This window comes from Coriobacteriia bacterium (assembly GCA_031292615.1).
In the GTDB taxonomy this organism is placed as follows: Bacteria; Actinomycetota; Coriobacteriia; order Anaerosomatales; family JAAXUF01; genus JARLGT01.
This window is the reverse complement of sequence record JARLGT010000094.1, coordinates 1-8,262: the sequence shown is the minus strand read 5'-3', so window position 1 is coordinate 8,262 and position 8,262 is coordinate 1. Positions and strand designations below refer to the sequence as shown.

Sequence of the window (8,262 nt, the reverse complement as noted above, 5' to 3'; positions counted from 1 at the left end):
GCGCCGCGGCCTGCTCGGCGAACGCCGCGAAGACCTGCTCGAAGGTGGCGGGACCCATCGGCTCCATGACGAGCCCCGTCGGGCCCATGTCTGCCAAGACGTGCGGTCCGCCCTCCCGCTGGGCGATGCGGACTGCGGCTACGTTGAGCTCGACGACGCGATCGGCAAGCCCATACTCGGCGAGTTTGGGCGCCGAGCCGCCGAAGGTGTTGGTGGTCACACAGTCCGCGCCCGCGAACCGATAGAGGCGATGTACGTCGGCGACCATCTCAGGATTGGTGACGTTGAGCAGCTCGGGGCACTCGCCTGCGGGCATACCGGCTCGGTGCAGCATCGTGCCCATGGCGCCGTCCACTACGAGGACGTCTCGGCCTATGCGCATCATGATGTCGGGCATGTCTTGACTCTCATCTCCACCGCGGCAGAAGAGTCTGAGCACTCCCGCCGAACTGCTAGTCTTTGAGCCCACCAGTGTACCGGATGGCCATGAACCACATGCTGCCCAAGAACAAGATGGCCAGCATCGCCATCTCGATGAGCGGCTCGGGCCCAATAGCGCCCATGAACGAGCGCCACTCTCCGGTCGCCATCGCCCACGCGATGTCGCCCGCTCCGCCTGCCACCACGAGCGCGACGCACAGGTTGGTCCACAGCCGAGCCGCTCGTTTGCCGCGCGTCGAACCGACCGCGTACACGAGCGTAAAGGCGATACCCGAAACCATCACGACCCAGAAGCCGACGCCCAAGAAGGTGTAGCGCGAAAGACCCGCGTTGCCGAAGTACATCCTCAGCCTGCCTGCTCGCAGCCCAGACGAACCAGCGCAACCCTGATGATCTCAGGGTGGTCGAACGCCATCTCGTGGGGCAGCTCGTCTGCGAAACACCAGCGCGCGTCGGCAGCGTCGTCGCCACCAACGACCGTCGGCGTCTCGAAGCCGATGTCGGCAAGGAACACCGCCGAGACGTTCCAGCCGCGCGGATCTCGGCCGGGATCGCCGAACGCGCCGACCGGCACCATCTCGCCCTCCCAGATCAGGCCGGTCTCTTCGCACAGTTCGCGGCGGGCAGCATCCACGGGACGCTCGCCCTCGTCGACGAAGCCGCCCGGCAGCGCCCAGCACCCGAGAAAGGGCTCGGCAGCGCGCTTGACCAGCAAGACCTTGCGCGCGCTGGCAGGGCCAGCGAACACGACGGTGTCGCAGCTGAAGGCCGGGCGAGGGTAGTTGTAGGTGTAGCCGCTCATGGCGCAAGTGTAGCGGATGGCGGTGCCGCTCGACGCCGGTTCTCGCGTCTCGGCGCGCGCCATTGAGCACCGATGAGCTGCGCTACACTGGGCAGACTCCAACCCCACCATCTCGCGGAGGACTCGTGCCTCAGACGTCTCAACGCTTCAAACTCGTGCTCTCGATGCTGATTCTCTACGTCGTGTGGGGCACCACGTACCTCGGCATCAAGGTAGGCCTATCGGCCGGGCTGCCGCCCACGCTGTTCGCGGGCGTGCGCCAGTGGCCGGCGGCTCTTCTCATCTTCGCGATCGCGTGGTGGCGCGGCGCCTCCCCCAAGATCTCCCCCGCGGACCTGAAGATCTCGGCGATTGTGGGTCTGTGCCTGCTCGTGGGTGGCCAGTACTTCGCGTTCCTCGCCGAGCAGAACATCCCGTCGGGGCTCGCGGCGCTCATCGTCGCGCTGATCCCGCTGTGGGTGGCCTTGGTCGAGTCGTTCCTGCCCGGGATGCAGCGTCCGGGCAAGCTGGGATGGTTCGGGTTGGCGATCGGCTTTTCGGGGCTGGGCATACTGCTGTGGCCGCGCTTGGCAACGATGTCGACCCCTACTGGTGCTCGCGAGTTGATAGGGACGGTCGTCATGATCGTGGGTGGGTGGCTGTGGACTGGCGGCACCATCTACGGCAAGCGCCACCCAACCGCGGCCAACAGCCTGGTCGTCACCGCCTGGGAGATGGTGATCGCCGGCGGCGTGCTGCTCGTGCTTGGCACGGCGCTGGGCGAGTGGAGCCGTTTCCACCTGACGCCGGCGACTGTTGGCGCGCTGCTGTACATGTCGATCATCGGCAGCGCCGTGGCGCTCACATCGTTCACGTACGCGCTGAACAACCTGTCGGCCAGCAAGGTGATGACGTACGCCTTCGTCAATCCCGTGATCGCCGTGTTCGCAGGCGCTTTTGCGGGGCATCTCGGCATCGTTCCGCCCGAGCCGATCACAATGGCCGAGTTGGTTGGGATGGCAGTCATCGTTGCGGGGGTCGCCATCACGACGGCCGCGCCGACGCTGCCATCGCGCGGCTCGATTGAGGTCGCTCCGAACGAGGTCTAGCGCCGCTACCTGCACGAACAGCCGCGCGAGGCCCAACTCAGATTCCACCCGCCGCGGCTCACGGCGCTTGTTAGAGCACCCTCACGCTTGCTTCACACCATCTCCACGGGGCATCCACTGGCGCTTCGCACGCGAACGCCATAGTCGGAAGCACGAGGGATGCACGTATCCCGCAGAGACGGAGAAGTGAGGAGGCCGCACACCATGTTGTTCGCAATGATCGTAGTCACCGGCCTGACCGCACTAGTCGCCGTGGCCATCGTTGGACACCGTGACGGTGTCCTTGTCGGCCATCAGCCGGTCCACGCCGCGAGGGGCACGTCCCCCGTCGACGAGGCCGAGCGCATTCTGGCCCACCGCTACGCGAAGGGCGAGATCACGGCAGAGGAGTACGACCGCATGCTGGTGATCCTCCGCCGATAACAACCCACCAACTCTAGGCGCACTCCCCCCTCCATGCGCCGACCCTTCCCTCCTTGTGCGAAACGACCCGGTCAGGCAGAACCGGGTCGTTTCGTGTCTGGGGTAGAATCGGTGGCGTAGTTCTTTCGACGTCCGTACCTTTCGCGTTCGTCGCCGAGCAGCCCGAGGTGCCCTTTCGTGTCGTCATCCTTGCTTCGCGCAATGAGGTTCATCCGCGCGTACCGCTGGTACGCGCTGCTGGGCGTTATCTCCGTGCTCTTGACCACCGTCGCCGATCTTGTCGGCCCTCAGATCCTGCGCCAGATTATCGACCAGGGCATCACGAAAGCCGACTACCGGGTTATCTGGACCGGCTCCGTGGCGCTTGTCGCCGTGGCGATCTTCGACGGCGTTGTGAACTTCCTCGTAGGCTACTTCACTGCCAAGGCGAGTCACGGCTCGGCGTTCGACATGCGCAACGCCATCTTCGACAAGCTCCAGCGCTTGAGCTTCGCCTATCACGACCGCGCGCAGACCGGCCAACTCATCACGCGCGTCACGTCCGACGTCGATCAGGTGCGCGACTTCGTGGGCAGCGGCGCGGTCCAGGTCGTCTCGGCGGCGCTGATGCTCGTGGGCTCGGTCTTCCTCCTGCTGCGGATGAACGTGCAACTCGCACTGCTGTCTTTCATGGTGGTGCCGGTCACGGTGGTCGTGCTTGTTCTGTTCGTCAGCAAGCTCGGGCCGATGTTTCGCGGCCGACAGCAGAAGCTCGCGGCGCTCAATACGGTCCTGCAAGAGAACATCGCCGGCGTGCGCGTCGTCCGCGCCTTCGCGCGCGAGCCCTTCGAGACCGAGCGCTATCGGGGTGCGAACGACGCACTGCTCCAACAGGGCCTCGTCGTGCGCACCACTGTTGCCAACGCCTTCCCGCTGATGTTCAGCATCGGCACGATCGGCGTTGGTTTCGTGACGTGGGCAGGGGCCATACAGATCGTGCACGGCACTCTGACCGTGGGCCAGCTCGTCGCGTTCAACTCCTACATCTTCTTGCTCCTCGGACCGCTCACGACCCTCGGCTTCTCGGCCCAGCAGATCGCGCAGTCCAGTGCGAGCGCCGAGCGCCTGTTCGAGGTCCTCGACGCACCCGAAGACGTCGCCGAGAAGCCAGACGCCGTCGTGCTCCCGCGTCTGACCGGGCACGTCGAGCTGCGCGACGTCCACCTGCGCTATCCAGGTGCCACCGCCGAGACGCTCTCGGGCGTCAGCTTCACCGTCGAGCCCGACACAACCGTGGCAATCGTCGGCGCGACCGGCTCGGGCAAAACGAGCCTCGTCAACCTAATTCCGCGCTACTACGATGCTTCCGCCGGGCTTGTGCTAGTCGATGGCGTGGACGTCCGAGACGCGACACTCGAGTCGTTGCGAGGCCAGATCGGCTTCGTGATGCAGGACAGCGTCCTGTTCTCGGGCACGGTGCGCGACAACATCGCCTACGGCCGCCCCGACGCTACCGACGACGACGTGCGCTCGGCCGCCGTTGGCGCTCAGGCCGACGGCTTCATCACCACACTACCCGACGGGTACGACACGCGAGTCGGCGAGCGCGGCGTCAAGCTCTCGGGCGGCCAGCGCCAGCGCATCGCAATCGCGCGGGCGCTGCTGATAGATCCGCGCATCCTTGTGATGGATGACTCCACATCGTCTGTGGACTCGGCGACAGAGGCTGCGATTCGCACCCAACTCGACCGCCTGATGGACGGGCGTACCACGTTCATCATCGCGCAGCGCTTGTCGACCGCACGGCGCGCCGACATCGTCTTTGTGATGGACGAGGGCCGCCTCGTGGACTCGGGCAGTCACGCCGAGCTTCTCGAGCGCAGCGGGTTGTACGCCGAGATTGCCGCAAGCCAGCTGATCGGCGGTGAGCAGTAATGGCCCATCGCGGACCTGGAGGAGGAGGCGGTCGCCTCAGCTCGCTGGTCAAGACAGAGAAGCCAACGTCGGCACGCGCAACCGTGCTGCGCCTGTCGCGCTACCTGATGCCGTACCGCCGAGACCTGATTGTCGGCTCGATATGGGTCGTCTTGTCGTCCGTGGCCTCGGCGGCCACCCCGGCGCTGACCGGCCGCATCATCGACGTCGCGACCACGGCGGCCAAGAGCGGCGGCGGAATCCAGCCGCTCGTGGTGCCGGGGCTGACGCTCGTGGCCGCCTCGATCTTCGGCTGGCTGGCGACTCGTCAGCAGATCTACGCGCTGGGCACCGCAGGCCAGTACGCGCTGTTCGATGCCCGCGCCGACGTCATCGTCAAGATCGAAGAGCTCGACGTGGGCTACTTCGAAGCGGTGGAGTCCGGCGACCTGATGAGCCGCCTTATCAACGATATCGCCCAAGTTGACTCGTTCCTCGGGCAGGGTTTCCGGCGCCTTCTTGGCTCGGCGGTCGGACTCACGGCCACCCTTATCGCGATGTTCTGGGTGAACTGGCAGCTCGCGCTGGCCACGCTTGTCGTCGTGCCGCTCATGATCGGCGTGACGCGCCTGTTTGGCGTCATCGCGCGCCGGGCGTTCCGCACGCGCCAAGAGGCCATCGGTGACGTCTCCGCCACACTCGCCGAGGAACTCGGCGGCATCAAGGTGGCCCAGGCGTTTAACCGCACCGATCGAAACCGCGGCATCTTCACGCAGCGAAACGCCGCCAATCGCGACGCCAACGTGAACGCCGCAGTGGTTTCGTCCGCCTTCTCACCGGTACTCGCACTCATCTCGACCGTCGCAACGGCGCTGATCGCAGCTCTCGGCGGCTACCTCGCGGCTCAGCAGCTGATTACCATCGGCGTGGTGGTGGCGTTCCTGAGCTACGCGCGCCAGTTCTTCAACGCGGTCAGCCAGCTCTCGTCGCTGTACTCCGACACCCAAGCAGCTCTGGCCGGCGGCGAAAGAGTCTTCTCGCTGCTCGACACGCCCGTTGAGATTGCCGAGGTCCCCGGCGCGCTGACCCTTGGACGCGCGCAAGGCCGCGTCGAGTACCGCGACGTGCACTTCGCGTACAAGACGGGGACGGAGATCCTGCACGGCATCGACCTGACGATCGAGCCCGGTCAGACACTTGCGATCGTGGGAGCGACGGGCGCGGGCAAGACCACGATGGTCAACCTCGTCCCCCGCTTCTACGACCCCACGCAGGGTCAGATGTTCCTCGATGGCCGAGACGTGCGCGATTTGAGCCTCTCGGCCCTGCGTCGCAACTTCGGCGTTGTACTCCAAGACCCGTTCCTCTTCAGCGGCACCGTCGCCGAGAACATCCGCTATGGCGCGTTGGACGCAAGCGATGACACGGTCCGCAAGGCCGCCGAGACCGCCGGGGCGCTCGAGTTCATCGACCGCTTGCCGCAGGGCTTCGACACGCCCGTCACCGAGCGCGGTGCGACCTTGTCGACCGGCCAGCGCCAACTCATCGCATTTGCTCGCGCCATCGTGGGCGACCCCGCCATTCTGATCCTCGACGAAGCCACCAGCTCTGTCGACACGCGCACCGAGATGCTCATCCAGCGGGGCCTTCGCAACATCTTGAAGGGCCGCACGGCGCTGATCATCGCCCACCGGCTCTCGACCGTTCGGGACGCTGACCGAGTCGTAGTCGTCGACGCCGGGCGCATCGTCGAACAGGGACCGTACGACGAGCTTCTCGAAGCCGATGGGCCGTTCTCAGCACTCTATCGGGCGCAGTTCACCGAGCAGTAGGCAAGCCAGGGTCTTCGCCACTCTCTAAGCGCCCATTGGCATCGACCTAGGCGCTCTCAGCCCCCATCAACCTCAACCTCAGTCACGTCGCATGCCTCATGAGCAGGCGTTATTCTGCATTCCTAGAGGTAAGGTTGACTGTTGCGTTTTATATATGACTTCTCTATTATGCGTGTTGTCATATATGGCTTTGAGGGGGCCGAAGGTTGTCGCTCGACGTAGCGATACTGGGATTCTTGGGAGAACACCCGCGTTCGGGCTACGACCTGAAGACGCGCTGCTTCGATGACGCTGCAAAGGACTTCTGGACCGCCGATCAGGCCCAGATCTACCGCACGCTCGAACGTCTGCAAGGCGCCAAACTGGTCACCGCGACGCGGAAGCGCCAGGCCGGCAAGCCGGACCGCAAGGTCTACGCGATCACAGACCTCGGGCGACTCACTCTGTCCGCTTGGCTGGCGGAGCCACATCCCCTGCCGGCCCCGCGCGATGCGTTCTTGCTGCAGGTCTACTTCGCCGGACAGCTAAGCGACGACCAACTCTCGGCACAGCTGACCGATCGCAGGACACTCCACCAAGCGCGGCTGGACGACCTGCGCGACAGAGCGCTGCAAACTGCGCAGAGCGGCGACGCCCCAATGCGAGTTATTGCTCTTCGCGACGCCGCGTTCAGCGGCGCGATCGCGGTCGAGCGCGCGGCCATCGACTGGCTCGACGACTGTCTAGATGGGCTGAAGGCCGGATCGTTGCCGCCTTTGGCAAAAGGCGAGGAACAGAGACCCCTGTTCGGACCGACGACGGCCTGATACCGTCGCAACCATGGGAGGAAGTATGCGGTGAAGATCTTGGCGATCGACGCGAGCCCGGCACGCGGCGTCATCAGCCTATCGGTGGAAGAGGCTGCAGCCGCAGCCGAGACCGCCGGCGCTGAAGTCACTCGTATCCGACTTGCCTCCCTCGAGGTGCACTCGTGCACCGGGTGCGGCTGGTGCCGCCTGACCGAGGCCTGCAAGATCCCCGACGACCTCCCCATCCTCGCTGAAGCCATCGACAACGCCGATGGTGTGATCTTCGGACTCCCCGCCTACTTCCGTCGGCCTGATGACACCACGCAGGCGATCCTCGAGCGCCTGCAGCGCTTCTTCCCCGCCAGCGGCCAGCTCGTGTTGCCCGGCGTAGGCCGCCGAGACGTTCCTGCAGCTCCCGCCGCGCGTGCTGCCAAGCGCGCGGTCATCATCACAGCCTGCAAGGCACCCGAGCCGCTTGCGACGTTCTTCGGCTATACGACGGGTCCAATTCGCGAGCTGCGTCGCGCACTCGACGGCGGCGGCATCAAGACGGTGGGCTCGCTCGCGCTGACCGGAGGCTGGATGCGCCACTCGTTTGACGAGTGGGAGCGCGACAAGGCCGGATCGCTCGGCCGCATGCTTGCCGGCAAGATCTAGGGAAGTCGAGACGCACGAGGCCTTGCCGTCGGGTTACTCGGCGAGTAGCTGGTCCATGACCTGTCGGCCGGGATCGAGGTGCAGACCTGTGGCCTCGGCGGTGGCCTCGTCGTAGCGGTCGGCGCCGTTGCTTGCGACGCCGGGGCCCCACAGCACGAACGGAACTGGTTCGGCGACATGGGTCTTGATCTCGATGGGCGTGGGATGATCCGGCATCGCCAAGATGCGAACATCGCCCACAGCCGCGGGTTGGCGACCCCGCGAGACGAACACCCGGTCGATTTCCGCAAACGCAGCTATAATTCCCACCGCCTTTCCTTACTTGCCCTCATAGTACG

10 protein-coding genes are annotated in these 8,262 nt (G+C 65.4%); 6 read left to right on the top strand and 4 right to left on the bottom strand.

Going from position 1 to position 8,262, the window contains the following annotated elements; translation table 11 throughout:
- The 3 genes from P4L93_08545 to P4L93_08535 all read right to left on the bottom strand — a co-directional run.
- On the bottom strand, positions 1–397 hold a 397-nt coding region (locus P4L93_08545; protein ID MDR3686988.1), incomplete at its 3' end, for a homocysteine S-methyltransferase family protein.
- A gap of 55 nt (positions 398–452) precedes the next feature.
- Positions 453–785 carry a hypothetical protein gene (locus tag P4L93_08540; GenBank protein ID MDR3686987.1) on the bottom strand — a complete coding sequence of 111 codons (333 nt, stop codon included), beginning with the start codon at positions 783–785 and terminating at the stop codon, positions 453–455.
- Between the two features lie 2 nt (positions 786–787).
- On the bottom strand, positions 788–1,306 hold the full coding sequence (locus tag P4L93_08535; protein ID MDR3686986.1) for an NUDIX hydrolase: 519 nt from the start codon (positions 1,304–1,306) through the stop codon (positions 788–790).
- Positions 1,307–1,368: 62 nt separating this feature from the next.
- On the opposite strand from P4L93_08535, the gene P4L93_08530 reads away from it, so the two are divergent.
- The 6 genes from P4L93_08530 to P4L93_08505 all read left to right on the top strand — a co-directional run bounded on the left by P4L93_08530 (position 1,369) and on the right by P4L93_08505 (position 7,924).
- Positions 1,369–2,331: an EamA family transporter gene (locus P4L93_08530; protein ID MDR3686985.1), complete on the top strand. Its 963-nt coding sequence runs from the start codon at positions 1,369–1,371 to the stop codon at positions 2,329–2,331.
- Positions 2,332–2,535: 204 nt separating this feature from the next.
- A complete protein-coding gene (locus P4L93_08525; GenBank protein MDR3686984.1) occupies positions 2,536–2,754 on the top strand; it encodes an SHOCT domain-containing protein in 219 nt (72 codons plus the stop codon).
- Positions 2,755–2,931: 177 nt separating this feature from the next.
- Complete coding sequence (locus tag P4L93_08520) at positions 2,932–4,668, top strand: ABC transporter ATP-binding protein (GenBank protein MDR3686983.1); 1,737 nt, start codon at positions 2,932–2,934, stop codon at positions 4,666–4,668.
- The gene (locus P4L93_08515) at positions 4,668–6,479 is read left to right on the top strand and encodes an ABC transporter ATP-binding protein (GenBank protein MDR3686982.1); all 1,812 of its coding nucleotides are present in this window, start codon (positions 4,668–4,670) and stop codon (positions 6,477–6,479) included. The genes P4L93_08520 and P4L93_08515 overlap by 1 nt, the downstream gene beginning before the upstream one ends.
- A 206-nt stretch (positions 6,480–6,685) precedes the next feature.
- Positions 6,686–7,285, top strand: a complete 600-nt coding sequence (locus P4L93_08510; GenBank protein MDR3686981.1) for a PadR family transcriptional regulator — start codon at positions 6,686–6,688, stop codon at positions 7,283–7,285.
- A gap of 30 nt (positions 7,286–7,315) precedes the next feature.
- The gene (locus tag P4L93_08505) at positions 7,316–7,924 is read left to right on the top strand and encodes an NAD(P)H-dependent oxidoreductase (protein MDR3686980.1); all 609 of its coding nucleotides are present in this window, start codon (positions 7,316–7,318) and stop codon (positions 7,922–7,924) included.
- Positions 7,925–7,957: 33 nt separating this feature from the next.
- Here P4L93_08505 and P4L93_08500 read toward each other — a convergent pair whose 3' ends face one another.
- On the bottom strand, positions 7,958–8,233 hold the full coding sequence (locus P4L93_08500; protein MDR3686979.1) for a hypothetical protein: 276 nt from the start codon (positions 8,231–8,233) through the stop codon (positions 7,958–7,960).
- Positions 8,234–8,262 lie beyond the last annotated feature (29 nt).